Annotated in this window: 21 protein-coding genes; 7 read left to right on the top strand and 14 right to left on the bottom strand. The window is 58.6% G+C overall.

All coding sequences use genetic code 11. From position 1 onward, the window contains the following. Window positions 1-2: 2 nt before the first annotated feature. The 5 genes from KI792_02335 to KI792_02315 form a co-directional block, all read right to left on the bottom strand. Complete coding sequence (locus tag KI792_02335) at window positions 3-2786, bottom strand: DUF2339 domain-containing protein (protein ID MBV6631853.1); 2784 nt, start codon at window positions 2784-2786, stop codon at window positions 3-5. A gap of 174 nt (window positions 2787-2960) precedes the next feature. Further along, window positions 2961-4349 (bottom strand): NAD(P)(+) transhydrogenase (Re/Si-specific) subunit beta, encoded by a 1389-nt coding sequence (locus KI792_02330; protein MBV6631852.1) that lies wholly within the window; start codon window positions 4347-4349, stop codon window positions 2961-2963. Between the two features lie 16 nt (window positions 4350-4365). Then, window positions 4366-4836: an NAD(P) transhydrogenase subunit alpha gene (locus tag KI792_02325; GenBank protein ID MBV6631851.1), complete on the bottom strand. Its 471-nt coding sequence runs from the start codon at window positions 4834-4836 to the stop codon at window positions 4366-4368. Between the two features lie 17 nt (window positions 4837-4853). Beyond that, entirely contained in the window at window positions 4854-6179 is a 1326-nt protein-coding gene (locus tag KI792_02320; GenBank protein ID MBV6631850.1) for a Re/Si-specific NAD(P)(+) transhydrogenase subunit alpha, read from the bottom strand. Window positions 6180-6397: 218 nt separating this feature from the next. Beyond that, window positions 6398-7750, bottom strand: coding sequence for an AarF/ABC1/UbiB kinase family protein (locus KI792_02315; protein MBV6631849.1), 1353 nt, complete (start codon window positions 7748-7750; stop codon window positions 6398-6400). Between the two features lie 302 nt (window positions 7751-8052). On the opposite strand from KI792_02315, the gene KI792_02310 reads away from it, so the two are divergent. Further along, window positions 8053-9273: a hypothetical protein gene (locus KI792_02310; GenBank protein MBV6631848.1), complete on the top strand. Its 1221-nt coding sequence runs from the start codon at window positions 8053-8055 to the stop codon at window positions 9271-9273. Here the strand turns inward: KI792_02310 and KI792_02305 are convergent. After that, window positions 9270-11087: a M3 family oligoendopeptidase gene (locus KI792_02305; GenBank protein ID MBV6631847.1), complete on the bottom strand. Its 1818-nt coding sequence runs from the start codon at window positions 11085-11087 to the stop codon at window positions 9270-9272. The two genes, KI792_02310 and KI792_02305, sit on opposite strands and share 4 nt — an antisense overlap. 306 nt (window positions 11088-11393) lie before the next feature. Between KI792_02305 and KI792_02300 the strand changes: the two genes are divergently transcribed. Together KI792_02300 and KI792_02295 are read left to right on the top strand one after the other, a co-directional pair. After that, window positions 11394-14939 (top strand): indolepyruvate ferredoxin oxidoreductase family protein, encoded by a 3546-nt coding sequence (locus KI792_02300; protein MBV6631846.1) that lies wholly within the window; start codon window positions 11394-11396, stop codon window positions 14937-14939. Window positions 14940-15055: 116 nt separating this feature from the next. Then, window positions 15056-15886: a hypothetical protein gene (locus tag KI792_02295; GenBank protein ID MBV6631845.1), complete on the top strand. Its 831-nt coding sequence runs from the start codon at window positions 15056-15058 to the stop codon at window positions 15884-15886. A 3-nt stretch (window positions 15887-15889) separates the two neighbouring features. Here KI792_02295 and KI792_02290 read toward each other — a convergent pair whose 3' ends face one another. From KI792_02290 to KI792_02255, 8 genes are all read right to left on the bottom strand, one after another. After that, entirely contained in the window at window positions 15890-16183 is a 294-nt protein-coding gene (locus tag KI792_02290) for a DUF2312 domain-containing protein (GenBank protein ID MBV6631844.1), read from the bottom strand. A 101-nt stretch (window positions 16184-16284) separates the two neighbouring features. After that, window positions 16285-16626, bottom strand: a complete 342-nt coding sequence (locus KI792_02285; protein ID MBV6631843.1) for a tRNA-binding protein — start codon at window positions 16624-16626, stop codon at window positions 16285-16287. A 118-nt stretch (window positions 16627-16744) separates the two neighbouring features. Then, the gene (locus KI792_02280; protein ID MBV6631842.1) at window positions 16745-17182 is read right to left on the bottom strand and encodes a phasin family protein; all 438 of its coding nucleotides are present in this window, start codon (window positions 17180-17182) and stop codon (window positions 16745-16747) included. A gap of 248 nt (window positions 17183-17430) precedes the next feature. Beyond that, the gene (locus tag KI792_02275) at window positions 17431-18108 is read right to left on the bottom strand and encodes a TetR/AcrR family transcriptional regulator (GenBank protein MBV6631841.1); all 678 of its coding nucleotides are present in this window, start codon (window positions 18106-18108) and stop codon (window positions 17431-17433) included. Between the two features lie 71 nt (window positions 18109-18179). Next, window positions 18180-19013 (bottom strand): pyrroline-5-carboxylate reductase, encoded by an 834-nt coding sequence (locus KI792_02270; protein ID MBV6631840.1) that lies wholly within the window; start codon window positions 19011-19013, stop codon window positions 18180-18182. A 32-nt stretch (window positions 19014-19045) separates the two neighbouring features. Next, window positions 19046-19552: a YbjN domain-containing protein gene (locus KI792_02265; protein ID MBV6631839.1), complete on the bottom strand. Its 507-nt coding sequence runs from the start codon at window positions 19550-19552 to the stop codon at window positions 19046-19048. 301 nt (window positions 19553-19853) lie between these two features. Continuing rightward, window positions 19854-20399: a glycine zipper 2TM domain-containing protein gene (locus KI792_02260; protein MBV6631838.1), complete on the bottom strand. Its 546-nt coding sequence runs from the start codon at window positions 20397-20399 to the stop codon at window positions 19854-19856. A 275-nt stretch (window positions 20400-20674) separates the two neighbouring features. After that, window positions 20675-21238: an accessory factor UbiK family protein gene (locus KI792_02255; GenBank protein ID MBV6631837.1), complete on the bottom strand. Its 564-nt coding sequence runs from the start codon at window positions 21236-21238 to the stop codon at window positions 20675-20677. Window positions 21239-21408: 170 nt separating this feature from the next. On the opposite strand from KI792_02255, the gene rfaD reads away from it, so the two are divergent. From rfaD to pgeF, 4 genes are all read left to right on the top strand, one after another. Further along, window positions 21409-22395 carry an ADP-glyceromanno-heptose 6-epimerase gene (gene rfaD / locus KI792_02250; GenBank protein MBV6631836.1) on the top strand — a complete coding sequence of 329 codons (987 nt, stop codon included), beginning with the start codon at window positions 21409-21411 and terminating at the stop codon, window positions 22393-22395. A gap of 117 nt (window positions 22396-22512) precedes the next feature. Beyond that, window positions 22513-23424, top strand: a complete 912-nt coding sequence (lgt, locus tag KI792_02245; protein ID MBV6631835.1) for a prolipoprotein diacylglyceryl transferase — start codon at window positions 22513-22515, stop codon at window positions 23422-23424. Between the two features lie 24 nt (window positions 23425-23448). After that, entirely contained in the window at window positions 23449-24573 is a 1125-nt protein-coding gene (locus KI792_02240) for an SAM-dependent methyltransferase (GenBank protein MBV6631834.1), read from the top strand. Further along, on the top strand, window positions 24570-25337 hold the full coding sequence (gene pgeF, locus KI792_02235) for a peptidoglycan editing factor PgeF (GenBank protein ID MBV6631833.1): 768 nt from the start codon (window positions 24570-24572) through the stop codon (window positions 25335-25337). Before KI792_02240 ends, pgeF begins: the two co-directional genes overlap by 4 nt. Window positions 25338-25452: the final 115 nt, after the last annotated feature.

Below are 25452 nucleotides of genomic sequence, written 5' to 3'. Positions count from 1 at the left end.
CACTAGCCCGGTTGCTCAATCTCTGCCTGAAGGCGTGGTTTGATCTGGTTGTTGAGCCAAGCGAGGCCAGCCAGTACCAGACCGAGGCCGAGGAATGAGACCACGCGCAGCAGCCCCTCAAGCCCCGCCATATCCACCAGAAATGCTTTGGCCAAGGTAATCGCAACGGCCGCGAGCGCCAGGCGGTACAGATCAACCGACCGACGGAAATAGGCAAGCAATAGCAGCGCCGTCGAGGCAAGCAGCAGCAGCACCGTATAGCTGTAAAGCTCTGGGTCGGTTGTACCCGGCACCGATAGGATATCCCCGCGCCAGAAACGCCTAGTCTCAAGGCCAAGGTAGAACACCACAGACAGGGCCACGACGCCCTGCACCAAACGTTGGGCCTCACTCCGCAGGGTTGGGAACAAGCGCAGTGAGCCAGCCAGCACCAGGGCAGGCAGGACATAGGCAACAAACAGCGTGTCGAGGATCATGGGCCCACGGACCAGTTGATCATCAAGTACCAGCGGGTTGTAGACGACGATGGCACCGAGCCAGCAGGAGGCCGCCAAGAACCCAAAGATCAGGGCCAAGCCATAGCGCAGATTATAGAGCCACCCCTTCGACACCGGCAGGCGGTAGATCTGCGCCATACTGGCAATCAAGAAGGTGCAGGCGAACAGGCCTTGTACTGCATGGCTCTCCACATCCCCATCAAGGGCGCGGAACAACATGATGACCACAAAGATCGCAGGCACGCTGAGCAGGACAGATTCCGTCACCGTTCTGGCCGCTGGACGCTCCGCCGCCGATAGCTGCCACCAGGCTGCGAATAAGGCAGCGAGACTACCACCAAAGGCCAGCAGTACTTCCGGCAATGGTGCCTCAACCGCCCAATCAATGCCGGGCAACAGGACCAGCCTAGCCGACACCACCACAACACCGATCTGAACAAAGATCGACATCAGTGGCAGGTTAAAGCGCTTATCAGCCAACACGGCCAAGGCGATGGTAATCGCCAGTGCCACGGTCAGCGCAACCTCAGTCAGCAGGATGATCAGGGCAAAGCTCAACATGCCGACGGCGGCCAAGGCGGCCAGGGCGACACGCCCTCTCTCCTCACCATCAACCCGCGATAACTGTCCCGCAGCGATGGTCATCAAGGCCGCCAGGCCAAGCGCCATGCCGCCCCAGGCGAAAGAGCCGATCAGATCAGTTGGCTTCCAAGTAAGCTCAAGCACCACCAGGACCAGCGGCGCGAAGAGCGCCATGCCATAGGCCCAATACAAGCCGTACTGGGTTGGCTGTGTTGCCCGCCATAGCGCCAGGGCAGAGCCCAAAAGACCAACACCGGCAAGGCCCAAAACAATGGGCATCGGGTCCATACCGGAATCCAGGGCGCCGGTATCAAGATAATGCTGGAATAAGGAGCCCTCATTCACCGCATGAATGCCGAGGATGGCGAGGTACAGAACCGGTGCAACCAAGTTCAGATCGGTGAGCGCATGGGCTGGACGAAGCCAGACCGCCACCATGACCTGCAGCAGCACCAAAATGACCATGGCGGTCAAGAACTCAGTCATGCCGCGATCAAGCAGGGCAACCAAGGTGACCGAAGCAAAGGCCGCCAAGCATGCGGCCATGGCGATTAGGGTTGGTGGCTTGAGCGATAGCGGCTTTAGGGAATACATCACCTCGCCCAGCATCGGGCCATCATGGGCGGGCTGCAGTTGGCGATAGGGAATGGTCAGCGCACCCAACGCCACAAGCAGGGCAAAGGCGATGAAGTGCGGATCATCCGCCCCGACGAGATAGAGCAGTAAGGCGGCAGTGTAGGTGCAGACCAGCCCTAGGATTGAGGGCCAGAGCCACTGCTTCATCGTATCAATGCCAAGACCTGTCAGGGCAATTAGAGCGAAGTAGTAGAAGAATGCCTCAGGGCTATCGCTGGACCCGCCAACAATAAAGGGCGTCAGCGTGGCACCGACCAAACCAATGGCGGTCAGAACCGGGCCATAAACCCAGCCCAAAACAACCGTGCCGACAGACACGGCAACCAGCGCCATGAACGAGGTATCAGCACCAATGAGGCCATAGAGATACCTGGCGCCCAGGATCGCCGCAAACAGCACGATCACCCCTGCCCCGGATAGGGTTGAGGGCAGATAGGCGGTATGGCTGGCGGCGTCATCGCCAAAGCGGCGACGGATAACCTCACCCGCCATGATCAGGATTGCACCAAGGGCGAGTGCGGCAGCCACACGTGCGGTGGGCGTCAGCAACCCGCGCTCAACGCCATAGATAATCAGGAAAATGCCCGCCAGGCCGAGGCAGACGGCAGAGATGGCATAGAACCAATTCTCTTTAAGCCATCCCTCAAGCCGATCGGTCCAACCATCCCCATCATTGGCGGGTGGTCGGTATTTTGGCGGTGTGGGAATATCCAGGGGTTCATCGATACTGGCGCCCGGTTCGGTCAGCAGTGGGCTTGCCACCGCAGGTTCACCATCATCGATGGGCAGGTTGGCAACCGCATCGCCATAATCAGGCACGTCATTGGATGGCGCCGCAGGCTCTGGCTCCAATGCGGGTTCTGGGACATCGGGCACTTCTGGTGCCGCTGGCCGTTGGGCCGTTTCAAACGGGTTGGGCGTTTCGGTCTGGGTGGGCGCAAGCGCTTGGCCCTGGCGCAGTAGGCCGACAGTCTCGGCCAGCTCATCGGTCTTACGCTTCAGCTTGGCCACCCGGCGGAACAGCACAAACACGGCCACGATCAGCGCCAAGATAATTAGTTCGTCGTCCACGGTCCTACACCCGTCACATTGCCCAAGTTAGCAACCTAGGACGGTGATTGCCGGGGATGCAACGGCACTGGCGAGAGCCGCACTCCTATTGCCCGCAACCGTTGCGCCAACAAATGCAAAAGGCCGGGCAGTTGGCCCGGCCTTTCGACAAATCTCAATCACGAGATAGATGGCTTATTCCATCGCCTTCACGATGTCCTCGGACATCTTCTTCGCATCGGCGAGCAACATCATCGTGTTGTCAGCAAAGAAGAGTGGGTTCTCAACCCCCGCATAACCGGAACCCATGGAGCGTTTAACGAAGAGCACGGTCTTCGCTTTCTCAACATCCAGGATTGGCATGCCGTAGATCGGTGAGGAGGTATCGGTTTTGGCGGCCGGGTTGGTCACGTCATTGGCGCCAATCACGAAGGCCACATCCGCCTGACCGAAGTCGCGGTTGATATCCTCAAGCTCGAACACCTCATCATAAGGAACGTTCGCTTCTGCTAGAAGGACGTTCATGTGACCCGGCATCCGGCCAGCGACAGGGTGGATCGCGTATTTCACGTCCACACCCTCAGCCTTAAGGATATCCGCCATCTCACGCAGCGTGTGCTGTGCCTGGGCGACGGCCATACCGTAGCCAGGCACGATAATGACTTTACCGGCGTTCTTCATGATGAAGGCGGCATCATCAGCCGACCCCTGTTTGAAGGTCCGGTCCATATCATCGGCACCGCCACCCGCGGCCGCTTCACCACCGAAGCCACCAAGGATCACGTTGAAGAAGGAACGGTTCATGCCCTTACACATGATGTAGGACAGGATCGCACCAGAGGAGCCAACCAGCGCACCAACGATAATCAGCAGCGTATTGCCGAGGGTGAAGCCGATACCAGCAGCAGCCCAACCGGAGTAGCTGTTCAGCATCGAGACAACCACCGGCATATCCGCACCACCGATTGGGATGATCAGCAGCACACCGAGGGCCAGCGCAATCAGGATAATCGCCCAGAAANCGACATCAGAATTGGCCGAGGCCATCACAGCGATCAACGCGATCAAGGCCAGACCAAGTGCCGCGTTCAGCGGGTGCTGACCGGGGAACACCACCGGCTTACCGGAGACGAGCCCCTGCAGCTTGGCAAAGGCGACAATCGAACCGGTGAAGGTAATGGCACCAATCGCGGTACCGAGAGCCATTTCGATCAGGCTGGCGAGGGCGATATTGCCTCGCTCACCGATGCCATAGGCTTCCGGCGCGTAATAGGCGGCCATGGCGACGAAAACAGCGGCCAAACCAACCAGCGAGTGGAAGGCAGCGACAAGCTGCGGTAGCGCCGTCATGTCGATGCGCTTGGCGATCACGGTACCGATGGCACCACCAATGGCGACGCCAATAATGATCATCCAGAACGAGACCACACCAGGCAGCATCAGCGTGGTGCCAACGGCAACCGCCATACCGGCGATACCAAACTGGTTACCGCGACGGGCTGTTTCTGGGTGGGATAGGCCCCGGATGGCCATGATGAACAATACCGAGGCGACGATGTAGGCTAGGCCTGCAAAGGTTTCCATGGAATGCGGCCCCTACTTAACTTTGTTTTTTCTTGAACATGGAGAGCATTCGGTGGGTCACGATAAACCCACCAAATATGTTCACCGAGGCGAGAATAACGGCAAAGAAGCCCATCACCTTGGCAAAGCTCATCCCCTCAGGACCGGCGGCGATCAGAGCGCCGACGATGATCACCGATGACACCGCATTGGTCACCGCCATCAAAGGCGAGTGCAGCGCTGGGGTCACGGACCAAACCACGTAATAGCCAACGAAACAGGCCAGAACGAGGACGGTCAGCGCGGTGATAAAGAACCCATCGCCGTGGCCACCACCATGGGCAGCTGCGGCGGTTGCCGCTTCCATACCGGCATGGGCAACATCGCCCATTTGGGTGGCAACATTGGCCTCAATCTCATTCAGGCGGGTTTGGGCGGCATCAAGGGCGCGGCGGACGATGTCCAACTCACCCTGTGCATCAATTTGCGGCGCGCTTGGAGCGGCCACTGCTGCTTCCTGTTCGCTCATGATTGCTTGTCATCCTTGCTCGCGGTGTCGTTGGCCGCGCCGTCAGGCTTGGCCGCTGCCGCTTTGGTGGTTGCTGGCTTCTTAGCTGCCAGCTTACGCGTCGTGGTCTTAGCGGCCGTGGTTTTCTTGGCCGCCGGCTTACGCGTGGTCGTCTTCTTCGCGGTTGAGGAGCCGGTGGCGCCCTTAAACTGCTCATGGACGATGCTGCCATTCTCGGTCAGCAGGCAGCCGGCAATGATCTCGTCCTCGCGGTCGAGTTTAATCGCCTTGCCCTCATCGGCCACGACGAGACCAAGCAGGCTCAACAGGTTTTTAGCGAACAGGGCCGAGGCATCAGCCGCCAAACGTGATGGCACATTGATATGGCCAACGATCTTCACGCCGTTTGCCGTCTCAACCACCTCACCCGGCTTGGAGCCTTCACAGTTACCGCCTTGCTCAACGGCCAGATCGATGATCACCGACCCCGGCTTCATATCGTCGACCATGGCTTTGGTGATCAGGCGCGGGGCCGGACGACCAGGGATCAGAGCGGTACAAATAGCGATATCGGTTTTCTTAAGCGCGTTGTGAACGGCCTCAGCCTGGCGCTTTTTGAAGTCGTCACCGGCTTCTTTCGCGTAACCGCCAGCGGTCTCCATATCCTCCATGCCCTCAACCATCAGGAAGGTGGCACCAAGGCTCTCAACCTGCTCTTTCGCGGCAAGTCGGACATCAGAGGCGGTCACAACGGCACCAAGGCGACGCGCTGTTGCGATGGCCTGAAGACCGGCAACGCCTGCACCCATGACCAGCACGCGGGCTGGCGCCACGGTACCGGCCGCGGTCATCATCATTGGCATGGCCCGGCCATATTCGGCAGCGGCATCCAAGACAGACTTATAACCAGCCAGGTTGGATTGGGAGGACAGAACATCCATCGCCTGGGCCCGGGTGATCCGTGGCACAAGCTCCAGCGCGAGTGCGTTGATCCCAGCCTTGGCATAGGCAGCGATATCATCGGCTGACTGGTAGGGGTTCAAACCCGCGATCAGCACGGCGCCCTTAGGGATCAAGGCAACCTCATCCAAATCACCTTCGCCAGCCATCAAGGGCTTCTGCACCTTCAAGACGATCTTGGCGTCCTTATAGGTTTCCTTCGCATCTTTAGCGATCTTGGCGCCGGCGGTTGTGTACTGCTCATCGGTGATCGACGCACCTTTACCGGCACCGGTCTCGATGACTACATCGAGGCCCATTCCGACCAGCTTCTTAACCGTGTCTGGGGACGCCGCAACACGGCGCTCATGGGGGCGCCGCTCTAGCGGCACTGCCAATTTCATCTAGGGCTCTCCCGGTAACGGGCCGCATTGAAGGCATCGGCTGATGCAAGTGACGCGGCTTATTGATTGGCAAGGGGCAGCGATGTGCCCGAGGACACGGCAATTTGCATGATGCGGTGGTTGAGCGCAAGCAGACGCTAATGCGTCAGGCACAATTTAGGTACGTACGGCACGCATTTCGGCGGCAATGTACGCGTACGGGGCCAAAAGATCGGGTTTCAGGCCGCTTCAACCGGTGGCAGATCATTTGCCGCAAGCAGTTGCGACTGGCGCTGACGCAAGCTGTCTTCATCGAAATCTTTGATCACGCTCTGAAACAGCTCATACCAATTGATATTGGCCTTAAGGTGCAGAAACACTGATCCAAGGCCGATTGCCGCCCGGTCCATAAAGACAAACTCGCGGGGCACCTCGACACCACCAACCTCACGCAAGGCCATATGAACCTTCCGTGCCGTTTCCCGGCCATACATGCCGGAGTTGGTTTCCTCAATCAGCCGCGTACGATCCTCAAGAATTGGGGCATAGATAAAGTTTGCCCAGATATTGAGGACGTCGATCAGCTCTTTGGTCAGGTTCTCAAAGCCCCAAGTCTCATAGGCATGGACCGCGAGATCCGGATCATCATCCTTCAAGGCGTTGTAGAGGTCGATGACACCACGCACGAAATGCGCCGGGAAGACCCGGATACAGCCGAAATCGAGCAGGTTGATCGAGCCATCCTCGCGCACCTGGTAGTTACCCAGATGGGGGTCACCATGGATCAGCCCGTAATTATAAAACGGGATGTACCAAGTGTAGAACATGTTCATGGCGAGCTTGTTGCGCAGCTCTTCATGACTATCGACGAAGTTTAGGATCCGATCGCCCTCAAGCCAGCTCATGGTTAGGAGGCGCTTGGTGGTCAAATCGTGGTGGACGTCGGGAACAAACACTCGGTCGTCATCGGCAAACACATCGCGATACATGGCCATATGCTTGGCCTCACGGGTGTAATCCAACTCTTCACGCAGGCGCTCAGAAATCTCAGCATGGATTTGCTTGGTTGAAATCGCCTTATCTGAGCGCTCAAAAATGCCGAGGATAAGCTTTAGCTGCTTCAAGTCAGCCTCAACCGCTGACTGCATGTCGGGATATTGGAGCTTACACGCCAAGGCTTCGCCATCCGGCGTGGTGGCGCGGTGCACCTGGCCCAACGAGGCGGCGGCGCAGGCCTCTTTCTCAAACTCACCAAAACGGGATTGCCATTTCGGCCCTAACTCATTGGCCATCCGGCGCTTAACAAACGGCCAGCCCATGGCGGGCGCGTTGGACTGTAGCTGCGAGAGCTCGTGCACATATTCCTTCGGCACGGCATCCGGAATGGTGGCGAGCAGCTGCGCCACCTTCATCAGCGGGCCTTTCAGGCCACCCAGCGCTGACTTTAAGTCCTCTGCTGCTTTCCCACGCTCAACCTTGAGTCCTAGATACCGTTCACCCGCCATCCGGGCAGCGATACCGCCCATGGCACCAGAAACGCGGGCGTAGCGGGCAACGCGCCCGGCTAGGGTGTTCTCTTCATTATCGCTCATGATAATCCGGCCAACGGTATCAATGGGTTGTGCTGATGATTGCGTTTAGTGGGGCGTATAGCGGTACGTCGCTCAACGCCACATCCTTCATATAACTCACACGGCGAGCATTCCTAGCACTGCGCTGATATTTCCGCGCTTTTGGACAATGGTGCGGGGGGCACCAATCGTCATACAGCAGAAGCATGACTGATCTGTGTATCCGGTGTCTTTTCCACCATCGCTACTTTCGAGCAGTTGAAACACCATGCGCCTAGATCAACGCTCCGGCTCGAGTGTCGGCGCCCTAGGGATTGGAAAGCATGGCGAACCCAGACCGCCATACAGCAAAACGCTGGCACAGCGGACCAAGCGGTGAGCAACCCTCACCGCTTGATCGGTTTATGGCGCTCTGCCGTGCCGAGGCGAAGGATCCGCGTGGCCCGCTTATGCGCGTGGGGTTGAGCGGTGTGATCCTGATCGGCAGCACGACCCCGACGAAGAGCCCAGCGCCACGGGGTGAAGACCCGCGCCTGGGCGCGCCGTTTGATCCCCCATCGCCACCAGATGGCCAAAGCCATATCCGGGTGCAGGTTGACCCGAATGGCAAGACCCCACCTCAGGTTGTGGTAACGCAACCGGCGGCGAATGATGAACCGACGACAGATCAATCAGCGGCAGAAGAACCAATGGCTGAAGAAAAGGTTGCGGTCGTTGCGGCACCGCCAGCCATAGCCGTACCGATCCCAACACCAAGCCCTCATGGCCCGCCACAATCAGTTGAAACCCTGAACCCCGAACCCTCAGCGACCCAGGGCCCTTTCCGCGCAGGCATGAGCACCGGGTTCCATAACGCGCCGACCCTGACCGCACCGATGGCCGCCTCCATGAACCTGGTTTATGACCGGCTGCGCGATTTTGGGTTCACCCGCAACGCGTCGCTCGCCTGGTCCCTCCATGGCATTCACGAGAGTGAGGGCGGCACAATCTTTACCCAGATTGGTGGTGGCGACGGGGTTGGTTATTTCCAGCTGTCTGGCTGGCGCGGCGGCGGGGCTGGCAGCTTTACCTCACAGTTGATTAAGCCTGGAACCGACCGCAACTGGGCCCGCAGTGATTTCGAGGTTGATACCGGCGCCACAGACGCCCTGGCTGACCGAGAGCGTATCCTGATCAACTCAGCGGACGCCCTGGTTCACCTATTGGCCGAAGATGGGGATGAAACCTATCGGCGGCTCTACAACCGCTCTCGCTTAGAACGCTATAGCTTGAGCGATATTGCTGATCGATCCACGCGCGATTTCATCCGCCCCGGTGCCGTATCCTACAGCGCCAGGGCCCGCGATATCCGCGAGACCTATCAGCAGAACCAGGCTGCGATTGACGCGAATACAGACGCGTTCGAGGGACTGCGCGCAGACCATCGCAGGACGCTGCTGCCGAACGGCAATCCGTTCCCGGTTCCCGTTCCGCGCCCTGCCGATCTGGGTGTGTCCCAGGATGAGGCGGCACCACGGCAAGAACCAGCCCTGGTCTCGCCTTAGGCGACAGCCTCAAGCTCGTCGATCATGCTGGCGATGATATCCAGACCCTTGTTCCAGAACGCTGGATCAGTGGCGTCGAGGCCAAATGGCGCCAGCAGCTCTTTATGCCGCTTGGTGCCACCGGCACGCAGCATGTCCATATATCGCTCGGCAAACCCCTCATCCGCATCTTGGTATACGGCATAGAGTGCGTTCACCAGGCAATCGCCGAAGGCATAGGCATAGACATAGAAGGGCGAGTGGATGAAGTGCGGGATATAGGCCCAGAAATGCTGGTACTCATCCTCAAACTGCAGCGCCGGGCCTAGGCTCTCAGTCTGTACATCCATCCAGATCTTGCCGATCTCCTCTGCGGTCAGCTCCTGCTTCTGCCGGGCGTTGTGCAGGCGCTTCTCAAACTCGAAGAACGCGATCTGGCGCACAACGGTGTTCAGCATGTCTTCAACCTTGCCAGCCAGCAGGATGCGCTTTGCCTTCGGATCGGTTTCGGCATCAAGCAGGGATCGGAAGGTCAGCATCTCACCGAACACGCTGGCGGTTTCAGCCAGGGTTAGCGGTGTTGATGCCTGAAGGTGGCCCTGGCTGCCCGCCAGCACCTGGTGCACGCCATGGCCTAACTCATGGGCAAGGGTCATCACATCCCGAACCTTGCCGTGATAGTTCAGCAGCAAATAGGGATGCGCGCTCGGCACCGTCGGATGTGCGAAGGCACCGGGTGACTTACCCGGGCGCGGCGGCACATCAATCCAGGCGTTGTCGAAGAACTTCCGCCCCACATCGGCCAGCTCTGGTGAGAACTGACCATAGGCATCAAGGACAATCTTAGTTGCCTCGGGCCAAGTGATCTCACGGTCCACATCATCGGGCAGCGGCGCATTGCGATCCCAATAGGCCAGTTTCTCATCACCTAGCCACTTTGCCTTCATCGCATAGTAGCGGTGGGACAGCTTGGGATAGGCAGCGGTCACCGCACTGCTCAAGGCCTCAACCACCTCATCCTCAACATAGTTACCGAGGTTGCGGGCAGAGACCGGGGTGGCATAGCTCCGCCAGCCATCATCGATCTGCTTTTCCTTCGCCAGTGTGTTGGTGATCAGGGTGAAGACGCGAATGTTGTCGCCGAAAACCTGCCCCACAGACTTCGCCGCATCCTTACGCTTATCCGCGTCAGGGTCGCTCATCAGGTTGAGGATCTCACTGGAGGTCAGCTCCTCGCCCCGGAACGGGAAGCGCAGACCGGCAACCGTCTCATCAAACAGCCTGGTCCAGGCAGAGCGCCCAACCACATGCCGTTCATGCAGCATGCGCTCAATTTCATCATCAAGCTGGTGCGGGCGGAAGACACGGATATCGCGCAGCCAGCTGGCGTACCCCTGAAGCGCCGGGTCCTTCAGCTTTGCATCCATTGCATCTTCTTCGATCTTGTTGATCTCAAGCGTAAAGAACAGCAATGGGGTTGAGATGGTGGTCACCCGCTCCTGCATGGATTGATAAAACCGACCAATCTCTGGGTCGGTCATATCACCGGCATAGGTCAGATGGGCAAAGCTCATGATCCGCGAGAGCGTCTCATCAATATCTTCGTAAGCCTCAATCGCATGGGCTAGGGCGGCACCGTCTAGGCCAGCAATCTTACCCTTAAACTCCTCATGGAATTGCTGGGCTGCTGCCTCCATCCGGTCCAGATCTTTGGCGAGCTCACCGGACTCCATACCAGGGTAGAGATCATTGAGATCCCAGCTCGGCAGGTCGGCATCCATATTGGCTGCGGTTGCACCATCGGGTTGGTGGGGAATTGTGGTCTGGCCAAACATCAAGGCAGCTCCAGGTGACGGGCGATTGATCTGATCTGTTTCAGGTATGCCGTTTTACCCCGGCTTTCCAGGGGAGATTTAATCGCAGCCAAATCGGCTGGGGATTTCGCCGCCGCCAAAGGCATCAAAATGGAAATATATTTGCCAATTGCTGCGGTGCTTCCGTTCGATCCTTGCTTTTTGACCCAAGGGCTCGCCGCCTTTCTCGCCAAATAGGTCAGCAAGCATTACCTTTTTGTGACCAAGGCAGCCCCGGATCAAAGTGAGGGCAGCCAATAAGACAAATGTGATCGGGAGCAGCGCAAGATGGCCTCAGACATCGCCACGGCTGACGTAACGCTTCGCGACGTTAAGCTCGACGACAAATACACCCTGGAAGATGGCCGGGCCTACATGACCGGCACCCAAGCATTGGTGCGCTTGCCCATGCTGCAGCGGGCACGGGATGCCGCCGCCGGGTTGAACACGGCTGGCTTTATCTCCGGCTATCGCGGTTCCCCCTTGGGGGCGTTGGACCAACAGCTTTGGCAAGCCGCCAAGTTCCTGGATCAAAATCACATCAAGTTCCAACCAGGCGTGAACGAAGACCTGGCCGCCACCAGTGTTTGGGGCAGCCAACAGGTCGGCCTGTTCCCCGGTGCCAAATATGATGGCGTCTTTGGCATGTGGTACGGCAAAGGCCCGGGCGTTGATCGCTCCGGTGATGTGCTCAAACACGCTAATGCCGCTGGCACGGCGAAGCATGGCGGTGTCCTGGCGCTCGCCGGTGATGACCATGCCTGCAAATCCTCAACCTTCCCGCATCAGTCTGAGCAGGCGCTAATCGCCGCCATGATCCCGGTGCTGAACCCCGCCAATGTGCAGGAGTTCATCGACCTGGGCCTCCTCGGCATCGCGATGAGCCGCTACGCCGGTATCTGGGTTGGTTTCAAAACCCTGGCCGATACGGTTGATAGCTCCGCCTCGGTAATGATCCACCCGGCCAATCTAGAAATCGCCCTGCCAACCGATTTTGAGCTACCGCCCGGTGGCCTCAACATCCGCTGGCCGGACCCGCCACCAGACCAAGAGAAGCGCCTAGTTGATCTGAAACTGCCCGCGGTTCAGGCCTTCGCTCGGTTCAATCCGGTTGACCGCACCATCTTCCGCAGCGACAAGCCACGCATCGGCATCATCTCCACCGGTAAAACGGTGACTGAGATTGGCCAGACACTCACCGATCTTGGCATCTCAGATGAACAGGCCAAGGCCATGGGCCTGTCGCTTTATAAGGTCGGCATGGTCTGGCCCTTGGAGACGGAGGGCCTCAAGCGCTTCGCCGAGGGGCATGAAGAACTGCTGGTGATTGAGGAGAAACGCTCAATCATCGAGACCCAGGTGAAGGACGCGCTCTACCACCTGCCGGCGGATAGCCGCCCACGGGTGATTGGCAAGACTGATGAAACAGGTCGGCCCTTTATCAAATCCACTTATGAATTCGCGCAGATCGAACTGGCGACCGCGATCATGGATCGCCTTGGTGACCTTGCCCCATTAAATGCGCGCGAGCGCATGGCACGGATGAAGAGCCAAGAGGATTTGCGGACGGTTCCAGCAAAGACGGAACGGATCCCCTATTTCTGCTCAGGTTGCCCGCATAACACCTCGACCAATGTGCCAGAGGGCAGCCGTGCCATGGCCGGCATTGGCTGTCACTACATGTCGGTTTGGATGGATCGGCGCACCGAGACCTTCACCCAGATGGGTGGTGAGGGCACGCCATGGATCGGCCAGGCGCCGTTTACCGAAACCGACCATGTCTTTGCCAATCTAGGCGATGGCACCTTCTATCACTCTGGCTCGCTCGCCATCCGGGCCGCCGTCGCGGCCAAGGTGAACATCACCTATAAGCTGCTCTACAACGATGCTGTCGCCATGACCGGCGGCCAGCCTGTGGACACCCGTGACCAGGGCATTGCCGTGCCGCAGGTCCTGAAGATGCTGGTTGCCGAGGGCGTGGACCGGATTGAGGTCATGACCGAGGAGTTGGAGCGCTATAACGGCGTCGCCCTGCCCGGCTTCACCGGCCTGCACCACCGCGATGATCTGGACAAGGTCCAGCGCGAGCTGCGCCAGACAGAGGGCGTTTCCATCCTGCTCTATGACCAGACCTGCGCGACTGAAAAGCGCCGCCGTCGGAAGCGTGGCCTGATGCACGACCCGAATGAGCGGATCATCATCAATGAGTTGGTCTGTGAGGGCTGTGGCGATTGCGGTGAGAAATCGAATTGCCTGTCTGTCGTGCCGGTGGAAACCGAGTTCGGCAGGAAGCGGAAGATCGACCAATCGACCTGCAATAAGGACTTCTCTTGTGTGAACGGCTTCTGCCCAAGCTTTGTCACCGTGAAGGGTGGCCAGCTGCGCAAGCCGAATAGCGGCATTACCAAGGATAGCGGCCCAGAGCTGGTCATCGACCTGCCTGAGCCAAAGCTGCCCAGCCTGGATAAGAATTATGCAATCCTGGTCACCGGTGTTGGTGGCACGGGCATTGTGACCGTTGGTGCCCTTCTCGGCATGGCGGCGCATCTTGAGGGGCGCGGCATCTCCGTTCTCGACCAGGCTGGCCTGGCGCAGAAGGGGGGGCCGGTGATTAGCCACCTCCGTTTTGGCAAGACGCCTGAGGCGGTTCAGGGCTCCCGCATTCCTAGCGCTGGCGCCGATCTGATCCTCGGCTGCGATCTGCTGGTTGCGGCGGGTGGTGAGGCCATGGCCAAGATTGATCCAGGCCGCACCCATGCGGTGATCAATGGCCACCGCACCATCACCGGCCAATTCACCAAGAACCCGGATCTGCAAATCCCTGGTGAAGCAATGCTTGAAGACATTGCGAGCCAGGTTGGTGACGGCAAACTGTTCTCAATCGACGCGACTGAGATGGCGACCCGGATGATGGGCAACTCTATCGCCACCAACCTGTTTATGCTGGGTATTGCCTATCAACGCGGCCTGATCCCGGTATCCGCCAACGCGATCATGACCGCGATTGAGCTGAACGGCGTTGCGGTGAAGATGAATGCTGATGCCTTCCTATGGGGCCGACGGACCGCAGAGGACCCAGAGGCCGTGCAGCGGGTCATGGAGCGTCGCCGCGCCATGGCGCGTGAGCAGCTGGGCGTTACCGCCAACAAGCCGAAGCACCGCCAACTGTCCCAGTCATTGGATGAGTTGATCGACCGCCGGGTTGATGACCTGACCATCTATCAAAACCGTGCCTATGCCGACCGCTATCTGAAGCTGGTGAAATCAGTCCGGGCAGCAGAAGCCAAGCTGGGCATGGACACGACCGACTTGGCCGCTGCCGTCGCCCGCTATGGCTACAAGCTGATGGCCTATAAGGACGAGTATGAGGTTGCCCGGCTATACAGCGACGGCCGCTTCCTGGCCCAGCTGAACGAGCGGTTTGAGGGTGACTTCGCACTGAACTTCCACCTGGCCCCGCCCATGATCGCCCCCCGTGATGAGCGGACGGGCGAGATGAAGAAGGTAAGCTTTGGTCCCTGGATGCTGCGTGCCTTTGGCCTGCTGAAGCACTTCAAAGGCCTTCGTGGCACCCGCTTCGACCCGTTCGGCAAAACCGAGGAACGGAAGATGGAGCGGCAGCTGATCGCAGACTATGAGCAGCTGATGGAAGGCCTGGTCGACCGCCTGACCCCGCAGAACCATCATCTGGCCGTCGATATCGCCAGCATCCCAGAGATGATCCGTGGCTATGGCCATGTGAAAGAGCGGCATTTGGCCAAGGCAAAGGCACGTGAGGGCGAGCTGTTAGCAGGCTTCACCGACCCAACGCCACAGCCCGTTGCGGCCGAGTAGGTAGCGGCTCACCTCACGACAAGGTGTATGGCGGCAGGGTTGCGATGGTTGCAATCGCCCCTGCCGCTGCCAACCTATTCGTTAAGCATCCTGCCTTAACGGATAGGAGAGAGACCGTGTCTATAACCACGACAAGGGCCGTCCGTTTGGACGGCAACAGCAACTCGAGCCCATTCGAAACGCTGTATAACAACCCACTACCCCACCACTATTTTGGTTTCCTGGCACCGGTGAGTTACCGCGCGCCGGATGAAACCATGGCTGTCTTACGGCCCTGGCTCGCCGAGAAATGGCGTAGCAATGGCAGTGAGCCCGTTCGGGTTCTCGATTTCTTCAGCGGCTACGGCGCCAATGGCATTCTATTGCGCACTGGCTTTGGCATGGCTGAGATCAGTGAACTCTATAGCCGTGGCGCCTTATCGACCGAAGATTTAGACGCCCATACAGCGTTCTTCAAAGACGCTGCGGTTGGCCCCGACAAATTGCACCTAAGTGCACTCGACATCGCACCAAACGCCCTCGCCTACTCAAAAGAGAGCGGCGTCTATCAGAACGCGTTTGGTGAGAACTTGTTGGAGAATGCGCCGAGCGAGGCGTTAAGCGAGGCTGCTTATAACGCCGATATCATCATTGAATCCGGCGGGCATCATGAGGTGTCACCGGCGATCATCGATGGGCTGCTTGGTGCCACCAATCCCGACAAGCGGCCACCACTGGTCATGAGCGTGGCCCGCGACTTCGATCTGGTGCCGATCAGGGCCGCACTAGCCAAGCATGGTTATGAGGCCAGGCTAGTGAAGCCTGACTTCCTGCTTCGTACCTTTGTCGATGATGTTGAGAAGGCGACGAAGCATGAGCGGACGCGCGCCCTTGGCCTGCCAGAGGGCGGTGTGCTCGGCGATAATGTCCGTTACGCGAATTTGTTTTGGGCTGAGTTTGCGGGCTAGGGATTAGCCGCCAGGCTGCATGCCGATGGCTGCCAGATAGAGGTCGAGCAGTTGCTCCTGCTCTTCCCTGTCTTGGCGGTCCATCTTGCGCAGCTTGACCACCTGGCGCATCACCTTGGTGTCAAAGCCAACGCCCTTTGCCTCAGCATAGATTTCGCGGATATCAGCCGCGATGCCTTGCTTCTCTTCCTCCAGACGCTCAATCCGTTCGATGAAGGATTTCAGGCGATCACCGGCGACGCCGCCCACATTGCTGGTTTCGGGCTGGTCGTTCTGGTTGATGGCTGGGTCAGACATGGGACGCCTTTTGGTCGGAAGGAATTCGGAGGGGTTGGATGGCGGATGGTAGCGGGTGAGTCAAGCCGCCATAGCGCGCAGCCTGACCGCATTGCACCGGGTCAGTACATGCGCCCGCCATTGGGCACGTCGAGGCTTGGCTGCAGCAGGACCACTTCCCCATCCTCATCCGGCACACCTAGGACCAGAAACTCAGACATAAACTTACCGATTTGCTTAGGCGGGAAGTTCACCACGGCGACAACCTGACGACCGGGCAAGGTTTCCGGATCGTAATGCTTAGTGATCTGGGCAGAGCTTTTGCGCTCCCCAATCTCCGGGCCGAAATCGACCCAGATTTTGATCGCTGGGCGACGCGCCTCGGGATAGGGCTCTGCCTTAGTGATGGTGCCGGTACGGATTTCCACCTTGAGGAAATCATCAAAGCTGATGTGATCGGTCATGGGCTTAGCCTGGGCGATATGCGTTTCAGAGAGCGCCAACCAATAGAAAACGGCGGTGTCAGGCAAGACTACCCGGACACCGCCGTTTCAGATTTCTGTGTAAAGCCGTTAGTCGGGCTTACTTCTTGATCGCTTCGACCTGATTTTTCAGCTCAGAAAGGCTCTCAGAGAAACGCTTGGACAGAACATCAGCGCAGTCATTGTTGGACTTCGCCATCAGCTCAGCCAGCTCACGCATGTTCTCAAGCAGCTTCTCGAAGTTGTCTTGCAGCAGTTCGGTCTGCTTGGCGACTTTGTCTTCTGGCGCAGATTGGGTCATCAGCTCATTCAGGCTGCCCTGCATCTCACCCATCATTTGCTGCATGATTTCTTGCTGGCGACGCATCACGGCCTGCATGCCCTCAAAGGCAAGACGGTTGGCCTGGGTCACCGCATCGATGTTGCGACGCTGGGTGCTGATCACCTGGTCCATATCGACACCAGGGACCTTCATGTCGGTCATGATTTTAGCAAAGTCAGTTTCAAAGAAGTTCATCGGGTTGCTACGCGCGTTCATGGTCGATGTCTCCGCATCTTGGGGGGCGCCATAAAGGGGAGCGAGACGCCCGGAGTTATCCGTGAGCGTGCATGTGGCAATTTCCAGCAAGAAGGTCAAGCTTTTTGTGCGCTGCACAATAAAACTGTGAACAGCAAAACTCGTTCTGTTTCAGATGTTTGTGTGCCTATGAACTTGAGAGCACCGAAAAATCTGCCGCAAATTGTGCGTATGCACACAAAATACGAATGGCATATCAAACTATGCGCTTACGACGCTTGTGCACCATCGTCGGTCTTACCGGACCGTAGGGCTGTTAGCATGCTGCGGATGAAGCTGAGCGGCCCGTCATTGAATGAATTGGCCAGGATCTCAGCCTGCCCCAGTGCCTTGTCCAGCGCGGCCATGGTTTGCGCCTGATCTTCGCTATCATCATCCAGCCATTTACGCATGACAGTCAGCCAGATCAGGCCAGAGGCCGCGATCTTTGATTGCACACCGCGACCGCAAGGGTCCTCGCCCGCCGCTTCCAGCATACGGGACATGGATCGGCCCAGCTGTGGCAAGACCGGCAGGATCAGCTGTGGCTTCTGCCGTGCTTCGGTCAGGATCGCCTTCAAGCCTGGCTTAAACGGTGTCAGCGCATCAAAGCGGCGCATCAGCAGATCAAACAGGGCATCACGCACCGTCTCATCCAGAAGATCATCGGTGCCATCGGCCAACACATCGGCATCGGCCTGCCGCGCCAGGGCCAACAGGATATCACTGCGGTTACTGAAGTGGCGGCGTACCTCGCCCAAGGGCAGGTCTGCCGCTTCCGCAACATCGCGTAGACCAACCTCTGACCAGGGACGTTCAGCCGCCAGGATCATGGCTGCCTCAATCGATTGGCGCACCGGATCTGTAACGGCTTTACCGTTAGATTTTGATGTGGATTTTGCGGCCATGGTTACTGCTCATACTCATCAGCGGTGGGAGACTGCCTTTAGCACACATATATGACCGGAATGGGCAGCGTCTAGCCGCCAAGCTCACGGGAGCGGTTGGCCGCGGCCGTAACCGTTTCAGTCACCAGCTTGGTTAGGCCATCATCCCCCATCAGCACCTTTAGACCAGCCTCGGTGGTACCCTTCGGGCTGGTGACATTCTTACGCAGGGTTGCAGCACTCGCCTCATCAGTTTCCATCAGGGCGCCAGCACCGGAGACGGCGGCGCGGGCCAGCTCCATCGCAAGATCGGGCGCTAGGCCATTTGCCTCACCAGCGGCGGCCAAGGCCTCCACCATATGGAAGACATAGGCAGGGCCACTGCCAGCGACACCAGTCACGGCATCGAACTGGGTTTCATCTTCAAGCCAGACGCCCGTGCCAGCGGCATCAAGCAGCCGGTCAACCATGGAGCGGTGGCGGCTACCCACATGATCATTCGCAAAGGCGGCAGTGATCCCCTTACGAACCGCTGCCGGCGTATTCGGCATGGTGCGAATAATCGGCGTGTCCTTACCGAGATGCCCAGCGAGCCCATCAATAGTGACGCCTGCCATGATCGACAGCACGGCGGCATTATGGCGCCGGGGCACAATGGCTGACATTGCATCGGCCACCATCTGCGGCTTGATCGCCAACATTAGGATGTCGGGCTCAAACGTCTCTGGCACCTCATCAAGGCTAGAGACCAACGGCACATGGCCGGGAAGATCCAGGCGTTCGGCGCCGGGATCCACGATATAGGAGAGGTTTAGGAGGTCAGCGGCAATCCATGCATCAAGCAGTGCGCCGCCCATCTTGCCGCAACCGATCTGCAGGAGATTGATCGGTGTTTCGATCTCAGCTGTTTTGCTGTCAGCTGCCATCGCATCAGACATCGCGGATAGGGGTTTGTGACTTAGGCTTCGCCCAAGATATCGACGATCGCGGCACGCAGAGCCTGATCCGCATCGCCGCCGCCCATGATCACATACTGGAATGCTGGGTAGAAACGCTCAGCTTCCGACAGGCCGAAATCAACCAGGTCTTCGATCTGCTCAAGACTGGCACCGCTGGTACCACGCATCAACAGGGTATGGCGGAAGACCGGTGACACTTCATCAGCCGGGAACATGAAATGGCCGAGCCAAAGACGCTCATTCACCTTTGCCAGCAGCGGGTAGAGGTTTGGTCGGATCGCCTCAGGCACCGCGATGCAGTACTGACAGAAGAACTGCAGCGAGCTGAAATCATCCTGCCAGATGAACAGGAGGCGATAGTTACACCAAGTGCCCGCCACTTCGACCGCTAGCTCATCACTATCGGCGCGCTCAAACACCCAATCATTGGCCAGCACGATTTCTTCAACCAAATCGAGCGGGTTGACGGATGTTGGCTCGACGGCCTCACTCCACTGAATGGACATACCGGTTAAGCTCCTTCTGGGTTACCGGCGTGGGGATGTGGCGACCGACCGAGAACCGATGCCGCCTTAAGCGCGTTCAGCGCTTTCATCAAAACGTCATCGAGACGGTGCCAGAGCCCTTGGGCGCGGACAATCCGGGGGTTTGAACGTGACTGGCGCGAGCGCGCAACAGCCCGATCATTAATCAATAAATTCAAAGCGTTAAATGCCGCCGCAATTGCGCCACACCACCAGGAAAACGGATTGGACCCGGTGGTTGTGTCAGCCATGACACGGAATTGGGCATGTGCGGCGGCGTAAATCACGGACGATAGCTCCAACCGCCAAATCGATCCGGGCAGTAACGAAGCATCCGACCATCGGGATTAGCGACATGGGTACAGCCATGGAGGCTGAGTGGCGCCGTGCCCTGCTGATAGACGGTCACGTCAGAAACCGGGGACCAGACCACCTCGCGATAGGCGGGGTATTGGTACTGAACCGTTGGCACTGAGAAGACATTGTTCTGGATGGTCTGTGACACGCGAGGTGGCTGACCAACCAGATAGGCGCCGTGATGTGGGTCACCCCGATAGGCATAGCCATAAGGGGCGTAATATCCGGCGTGATAGTAATTTGGATAATAATTGGTGGCATCGATCTGCGCACCGGCGGCATTGCCGATACCGGCACCGACCAGCGTACCAATCGCGGTTGCCGCCAGTTGCCCGGAGCCGCTGCCAATCGTGGAGCCGATGAGGCCACCAGCAGCTGCGCCCAACAATGTGCCACCCGTTTGATGCGGGCCACCATATGGGCTGTGAGTACAACCAGCTAACAGCACCACCGCTGCCGCTACAGCCGTCATCCGGCCAACTAAACCAGCACGCAACCGCTTAGAAATCGCCCGGAAACCACCACGCGTGGAGACCTGGGCGCCGGATTGCGGGCCCACACAAGAATTGTGCATGGAACCTTCCCCTTTACCGCCAAGATGCTCGATAGACCGCCGCCAAGCGGCCCTGAACATCGTAATTCCGGTTTGATCCTGGGTTAAGCCCGGCACCATCCGCGATTCCCCAACCGCAGCGATGCCCGCCAAGATCTCACCAACTCAGTAAGCCCGAGGATAGGTGATCGACCTTACTTTGTCGTCTTGCCTTTTGCGCTACTGCGCGTGGTGGTGGTCTTGCGTGTTGTTTTGGTCGCGGTCTTGGTCGCGCCTGTCGCCTTTGCGCCACTCTTTGCCCGGGTTGAGGTGGCTTTCGCTGCCGTCGTCTTCTTGGCAGCCGGCTTCTTCGGCGTTGCTTTCGTTGTTGTTGCCTTCTTGGCTGGGGCCTTTTTCGCTGCCGGCTTAGCCGTGGTCTTTGCAGGCGCTTTGGCTGCCGCCTTTGGCGCCGCCTTTGCTGTGCTTCGCGTGGTCTTCGCCGCTGGCTTCTCAAGCGCAGCCAGGCGCTTCTCCAACGCCGCGATGGTCTCAACCGCCTCTTCGGCTGCGATCTTCGCATCCTGGGCAACGGCGCTCATCGCGTCGAAATCCTCACGGCTAACGAGGTCAAAGCGTTGCATGACCCGCTCAACATTCTGGCGAACCTGGGCCTCAAACTCTTCCCGCAAGCCAAAGATAGTGCCCATGGCACCGGAGGCGAGCCGCGCCATATCGTCGAAGAATTTGTTGTCAGTGAATTTATCCTGATCGCCAGACATGAGTGTTTTCCCGGTTTGATAATGCGTTCCACGCGGCACGCATCTTACGCGGCTGCGCTTGTGCGGCCAAGCGGGACCGGGGCTATTGCGGCAATTCAGTTGCCCGTTTATCAAGCGCCCCTGGCCGCACCGATCCGGCCACATCGAAAACGCGCATTGGATAGACCCCCATGTATATCGTCACTGGCGGCGCCGGCTTCATCGGCTCAAACATCGTTGCAGGGCTTGAGGAAGCGGGCCTCGGCCCCATTGTCGCCTCCGATTGGTTTGGCACCGATAACAAGTGGCGCAACATCGCCAAGCGGGCGCTGTTCGATATCGTGGTGCCCGAGGCGCTACCGACCTTCCTGGCCAACCATGCGGGGGAGATTAAAGGTGTCATCCATATGGGTGCCATCTCCGCGACGACCCATAAGGATGTCGACGAGATCGTTCAGAACAATGTGCGCCTTAGCCTGGACCTCTGGGAATGGTGTGCCCGCGCACGCGTGCCATTTATCTACGCCTCGTCGGCCGCCACCTATGGTGATGGGAATGAGAGCTTTGATGATCAGCGTGATGCCAAGGGCCTGACCCAGCTGCAGCCTCTCAATGCATATGGTTGGTCTAAGCATATCGTCGACCGACGTATTCAAGCTGACCTCGATGCCGGTCGCCCCCACCCGCCCCAATGGGTTGGGCTGAAGTTCTTTAATGTCTATGGCCCGAACGAATTCCATAAGGGCGACATGATGAGCGTGCCGTGCAAACGCTATCCTGAGCTGAAGGCTGGTGAGCCGTTTCGCCTCTTCGCCTCAGACCGTCCTGACTATGAAGATGGTGGGCAGCGCCGTGACTTTGTTTATGTGAAGGACTGCATCGACGTCATTCTTTGGGCCCTAAAGAATGAGCAGGTGAGCGGCCTGTTCAATTGCGGTACCGGCCGGGCCGAAAGCTTTAAAGACCTGGCTGAGGCGACCTACGCCGCCATGGGGATGACACCCAACATCGAATACATCCCCATGCCCGATCAGCTGAAAGGCAAGTACCAGTACTTTACCCAGGCTGAGATGGGGAAACTGCGCGATGCTGGCTATAACGGCCAATTCCGCACGGTTGAGCAGGGCATGCAGGACTATGTCGCAAATTATCTAAGCCAGGCCGACCAATATCGCTAAGCCGTGATGTGGCCCCGGGCCCCACTCTATGGCACAGTGCCTGGCGGTCAGATGCCCCCTGACAATGGCCAGCAAGCGGTTGGTCATCTCACTGATGAGAACGGATAGTCGCCCCGTATGGCGCTTGAATACCCGACAATCGATCCGGTCGCCCTCGACCTCGGCGTGATCCAAATCCGCTGGTATGCCCTCGCCTATATCGCGGGCTTCCTCGCCGGTTGGCGCTATGTGGTCGTGCTGGCCAATCGCCGGGCCAAGCTTCTTGGCTTAAACCCGAAGCTTGAGGTTGATCGCGCATTTATGCGGCCCTCGGCGGATCAGATCGCTGACCTCGTCAGCTGGATGATTATCGGCGTCATCTTAGGTGGGCGGCTTGGCTATGTGCTGTTTTATCAACCCGCCTACTTCCTCGAGCACCCGCTAGAGATCATTCAGGTCTGGCGGGGCGGCATGGCGTTCCATGGCGGCCTGCTGGGCGCCATCGTCTCAATCATTCTGTTCGCCAGACGCCAGGGCATCCCGATGATGGTGCTGGGTGACTTTGTAGCAGCCGCCGCTCCTATCGGCCTTTGTTTGGGCCGGGTCGCAAACTTCATCAATGGCGAGCTTTATGGCCGGGTCGCAACCGATGTGCCCTGGGCCATGGTGTTCCCCGGTGGCGGCCCCGACCCACGTCACCCAAGTCAGCTTTACCAAGCCAGCCTGGAAGGCCTCGCCCTCTTTATCATTATGGCAGTGCTGGCCCTGTTCCCGCAGGTCATGCGCCGTCCTGGCATCATGGCGGGAGTGTTCCTCACCGGCTATGGCATTGCGCGCAGCATTAGTGAGGTGTTCCGGGAACCGGATCCGCAGCTTGGCTTTCTATTCGCAGAGGTGACCATGGGTCAGCTGCTGTCAGTGCCGATGATCTTACTCGGCATCGCCCTGACAATCTGGGCGGCCCGGCAACCAGCGCAGATGACGGCGAAGGCGCCCGATGCAAAGGCAGCGACCCCCGGCGCCAAGCTGGCGGACCAGCCAAGCAAGTAACCACCACTGGTCACCATCCCAACCATGACAGATAGCGCCCTCACCCCGCTAGACCTTCAAATACGCGCCCAGATTGCGGCCAGTGGCCCAATGCGTCTGGATGAGGTGATGGCCATCGCTCTCGGCGATCCCGACCATGGTTACTATCAAAAGGCAGAGCCGTTCGGTCAGGATGGCGACTTCATAACAGCGCCTGAGATTAGCCAATGCTTTGGTGAGTTGATTGGCCTTTGGGCCGTTCAGCTTTGGCGTGATGCCGGAGCGCCAGCGCCATTTAACCTGGTTGAGCTTGGCCCGGGACGCGGCACATTGATGGCCGATGCACTCCGCTCAGCGCGGTTAGACCCAACGTTTATCCAGGCTGCACAGATCCATCTGGTTGAGACATCAGAGCGATTACGCGAACAACAGGCAACCAAGCTTGCAAATCTCGCGAGCCCAACCTGGCATGACACGATCGATGGGGTATCGGACGACTTCTCAATCTTTATCGCTAATGAGTTTTTCGATGCTCTCCCCATCCGTCAGTTCCAACGCCTGACCTCAGGCTGGGCAGAGCGGATGGTCACCGATAATGGCACCAGCCTAACCATCGGCGCTGAGGCTATCGATAAGAGCGCAGCACCACTCGACCGCACACAACAAACCGCCCCCATGGATAGTGTGGTTGAGGTCTCCGAAGCCTCAATCGAGGTTGCCCAGCAGATCGCCAAACGGATCGTGAGCCAGGGCGGCGGCGCCCTGATCATCGATTACGGCTATAGCGATCAAGATCGCCCAACGGGTCAACCCTGGGCGCAGACGTTACAGGCCCTGCATGGACAGAAACCGGCCCCTGCCCTTACACGGCTGGGTGAGGCAGACATTACCGCCCATGTTGATTTTGGCCGATTGGCACGTGCCGCCGTGGAGGTTGGCGCAGCCGCCTCGCCCGTCATTCCCCAAGGCACTTTTCTAGAAGCGCTCGGCATCGGTGTCCGCCTTCAACAACTCTTGGCCAATGCCAAAGATGGTGAGCAGGTTGAGCGGTTAAGAAGTGGGGTTGCGAGGCTGACGGACCAGACCCAGATGGGTAGTCTGTTTAAGGTGCTCGCCTTACATCATCCGCAGCAACCACCGCTCGCCGGTTTTCCAGTGACAACGCCATGATCACCCTGAATGCCCTAAACACACTGTCCGGTATTCGCCACGGCTTCTTCACCCGGCGCGGCGGGGTCAGTACTGACTTCTATGACTCCCTGAACTGTGGTCTGGGCTCAAATGATGAGCTGGAGACTGTGCGCAAGAACCGGACGATTGCCGCCGAGAAATTCGGCGTAGCTCCAGAACAACTCGTCACGATGTTTCAGGTACACGGCAAAGAGGTGGCCAGGGTGACCGAGGCATGGGCCGACACATCAGCGCCAAATGCCGATGGCGTGGTGACGGATCAACCCGGCATCATGTTGGGGGCGCTGGCCGCCGATTGTGCGCCGCTGCTATTTGCTGATCCGGACGCCAAGGTGATTGGCGCCTGCCATGCCGGGTGGAAGGGGGCCCTCGCCGGGGTTGCGCAAGAGACCATCACCGCGATGGAAGCACTGGGTGCGGATCGCTCAAACATCACAGGTGCCATTGGCCCCTGCATCTCCTTTGTCTCTTATGAGGTGGGACCGGAGTTCCGGAAACCGTTCATGGAGCAGGACGAGGCCAATGATCAGTTCTTCGCCGCCGGCGATCACGGTGATCGGGAGCGGTTTGATCTGGCCGGGTACCTTACCCATCGGCTGGGTGAGTTTGGCCTCGGAACCCTGGTCACCGCCAATCGCGACACCCTAACGGATGAGGCATCATTCTTTAGCTATCGCCGGTCTTGCCATCGCCAGGAACCTGATTACGGGCGCAACCTTTCCGCAATCATGCTTGAGGGTTGAACATGGCAGGGTCAGCGCCGCACTGATCACTTGTATGAAACGGCGCATACAGCTAATTCTTTGATCGCCTTTCAGCCCGGTCACAAAGGCGCCTTATCGCGCCTGCCATTCCGTG

This window comes from Alphaproteobacteria bacterium SS10 (assembly GCA_019192455.1).
In the GTDB taxonomy this organism is placed as follows: domain Bacteria; phylum Pseudomonadota; class Alphaproteobacteria; order TMED2; family TMED2; genus TMED2.
Note: the sequence above shows the minus strand (reverse complement) of the source record. Positions and strands in the feature narration are given on the sequence as shown.

Bases quoted from the DNA above. Each gene is read 5' to 3' on its own strand.
- KI792_02300 (MBV6631846.1), top strand. From the start codon at position 11,394: ATGGCCTCAGACATCGCCACGGCTGACGTAACGCTTCGCGACGTTAAG.
- KI792_02320 (MBV6631850.1), bottom strand. From the start codon at position 6,179: ATGAAATTGGCAGTGCCGCTAGAGCGGCGCCCCCATGAGCGCCGTGTT.
- KI792_02240 (MBV6631834.1), top strand. From the start codon at position 23,449: ATGACAGATAGCGCCCTCACCCCGCTAGACCTTCAAATACGCGCCCAG.
- KI792_02270 (MBV6631840.1), bottom strand. From the start codon at position 19,013: ATGGCAGCTGACAGCAAAACAGCTGAGATCGAAACACCGATCAATCTC.
- KI792_02255 (MBV6631837.1), bottom strand. From the start codon at position 21,238: ATGTCTGGCGATCAGGATAAATTCACTGACAACAAATTCTTCGACGAT.
- KI792_02290 (MBV6631844.1), bottom strand. From the start codon at position 16,183: ATGTCTGACCCAGCCATCAACCAGAACGACCAGCCCGAAACCAGCAAT.
- lgt (MBV6631835.1), top strand. From the start codon at position 22,513: ATGGCGCTTGAATACCCGACAATCGATCCGGTCGCCCTCGACCTCGGC.
- KI792_02260 (MBV6631838.1), bottom strand. From the start codon at position 20,399: ATGACGGCTGTAGCGGCAGCGGTGGTGCTGTTAGCTGGTTGTACTCAC.
- KI792_02285 (MBV6631843.1), bottom strand. From the start codon at position 16,626: ATGACCGATCACATCAGCTTTGATGATTTCCTCAAGGTGGAAATCCGT.
- KI792_02310 (MBV6631848.1), top strand. From the start codon at position 8,053: ATGGCGAACCCAGACCGCCATACAGCAAAACGCTGGCACAGCGGACCA.
- KI792_02315 (MBV6631849.1), bottom strand. From the start codon at position 7,750: ATGAGCGATAATGAAGAGAACACCCTAGCCGGGCGCGTTGCCCGCTAC.
- KI792_02265 (MBV6631839.1), bottom strand. From the start codon at position 19,552: ATGTCCATTCAGTGGAGTGAGGCCGTCGAGCCAACATCCGTCAACCCG.
- pgeF (MBV6631833.1), top strand. From the start codon at position 24,570: ATGATCACCCTGAATGCCCTAAACACACTGTCCGGTATTCGCCACGGC.
- rfaD (MBV6631836.1), top strand. From the start codon at position 21,409: ATGTATATCGTCACTGGCGGCGCCGGCTTCATCGGCTCAAACATCGTT.
- KI792_02305 (MBV6631847.1), bottom strand. From the start codon at position 11,087: ATGTTTGGCCAGACCACAATTCCCCACCAACCCGATGGTGCAACCGCA.
- KI792_02275 (MBV6631841.1), bottom strand. From the start codon at position 18,108: ATGGCCGCAAAATCCACATCAAAATCTAACGGTAAAGCCGTTACAGAT.
- KI792_02280 (MBV6631842.1), bottom strand. From the start codon at position 17,182: ATGAACGCGCGTAGCAACCCGATGAACTTCTTTGAAACTGACTTTGCT.